General features: G+C 65.2%; 2 protein-coding genes. Both read left to right on the forward strand.

All coding sequences use genetic code 11. The features are described 5' to 3' along the window. On the forward strand, positions 1–1,339 hold a 1,339-nt coding region (locus VF643_RS00795), incomplete at its 5' end, for a TonB-dependent receptor (RefSeq protein WP_331041456.1). 44 nt (positions 1,340–1,383) lie between these two features. Continuing rightward, positions 1,384–2,150 (forward strand): MFS transporter (locus VF643_RS00800; protein ID WP_331041457.1); only part of this gene is annotated, 767 nt, incomplete at its 3' end.

The raw sequence follows: 2,150 nt of genomic DNA on the forward strand, positions 1-2,150 counted from the left end.
GTTCGAAACCTTCGCGACAGGCCCGAACGACAATGATCTCGATCTGTGGGGCGTCCAGGGCGTCATCGCCTATGAAATCGGCAGCGCCACGCTGAAGTCGATCACCGCCTATCGCGACATGAAGGCGTATTTCACGCGCGACGGTGACGCGTCGCCCTTCCTGTTCCGCCAGACCACCAACCGCGACAAGCAATGGCAGTTCAGCCAGGAGCTTCAGGTGACCGGCAAGATCCTGGACGACCGGTTGAGCTACGTGATCGGCGCGTTCTACTTCAAGGAGAAGGCGTCCGACATCGCCACCGCCGACATCGCGGTCGGGCTGCAGCCCCCGCTCGCAACCGCGGGGCCGTTCACGCCGGCGGTGTTCGTCCAGAACTATACCGACAATCGCAGCCTTGCCGCCTACGGCCAGATCGATTTCGAGATTCTGCCACGGCTGAGCCTGACCGTGGGTGCGCGCTATACCAGCGATAACAAGGTGTTCACCTCGATCAACGTGCGTCAGCGCGACCTTGTCGAGTTCGTCAATGTGACGAAGGAGGCGACCTTCAACAAGTTCACGCCGCGGCTCGGGATCAGCTACAAGGCCGCCGACGATGTGCTGCTCTACGGGTCATATTCCGTCGGCTTCAAGCAGGGCGGGTTCAACGGGCGTCCGCTCGCGAACGCCGAGGAGGTGACCCAATACGCCCCCGAGGAGCTCACCACCTACGAGGCGGGCATCAAGGCGCAGTGGCTCGACGGGCAGCTGACGACCAATCTCGCGGCGTTCCACTCTATTTACAAGGACATCCAGCTGACGGTGAACCAGACGCCGACCAACTTCGTCGCCAACGCCGCGTCGGGCGAGATCAACGGCATCGAGTTCGAGACGGTGATGCGCCCGGCACGCTGGATCAGCGTCAACGCGGGCCTGGGCTATCTCGACGCCAAATACACCTCGGTCGGCGAGGGGTTGGGGCCGACGCAGATCCTGCCGATCACGCTGGGCAGCCGCTTCGTCAAGGCGCCCGAGTGGACCGTCACCGCGGGCCTTGATCTCAGCCACGAGTTCGACGGCGGCAGCGAGGCGGCGTTCCGCCTGGACTATACGATGTACAGCCGCATCTTCCAGGATGTCGCCAATACGCCGATCATCACCGAACCAGGTTACGGCCTGCTCAATGCGCGACTGAGCTACACCTTGCCGAGCCGCGCGATCACGGTGGCGGTGTTCGGCACCAACCTGACCGATTCGCTCTATCTGGTATCGGGCAACATCTCGGGCGCGTTCGGTCTTGCCGAGGGCAGCTATGGTCGCCCGCGCGAATGGGGCGTCAGCGCGAGCTACAAATTCTAGCGCCCCGGCGCTAGACGGCGCCGCAAGTGACTGTTGGGAGCGACATGACCGCCACAGACCCGCGCTCGATCGTCGATGCGGCGCCCATGTCGCGCTTTCAATGGGGGATCGTCGCGACGATGATCGGCCTCAACGCGCTCGATGGATTCGACGTGCTGTCGATCAGTTTCGCGTCTCCGGGGATCGCCGCCGCCTGGGGGATCGATCGCGCGGCGCTCGGCTTCGTGTTGTCGATGGAATTGATCGGCATGGCGATCGGATCGCTGGTGCTGGGCGGCGTCGCGGATCGCATCGGGCGGCGCGCGACCATCCTGGGATGTCTGACCGTGATGGCCGGCGGGATGCTGGGGGCCTCGACCGCGGGTGACGTGACGACCCTGTCATTGTGGCGCGTGCTGACCGGGCTTGGCATCGGCGGCATGCTGGCGGCGACCAACGCGGCCGTCGCCGAAGCCGCCAATAGCCGTCGCCGGGCGCTTTGCGTCGTGCTGATGGCGGCCGGCTATCCCGTCGGCAGCGTGATCGGCGGGTCGATCTCGGCGGTTCTGCTCGCGCGCTACGACTGGCAGGCGGTGTTTGTGTTCGGCGGGATCGTGACGTTGTGCTTCATTCCGCTGGTTCTGTGGCGCGCGCCCGAATCGATCGCGTTCCTGATGCACCGGCGTCCGCCGGGCGCGCTGGCGCGGATCAACGCCATGCTGGCGCGAATGGGGCATCTGCCGGTCGATGCCCTGCCCGCGCCCGAGCCGAAAGCGGCCAAGGTGCCGCTGGTCGAACTCTTCTCACCCGCCTTCGTGCGGGTGACCGGGCT

Source organism: Sphingomonas sp., assembly GCF_036387595.1.
GTDB lineage: Bacteria > Pseudomonadota > Alphaproteobacteria > Sphingomonadales > Sphingomonadaceae > Sphingomonas.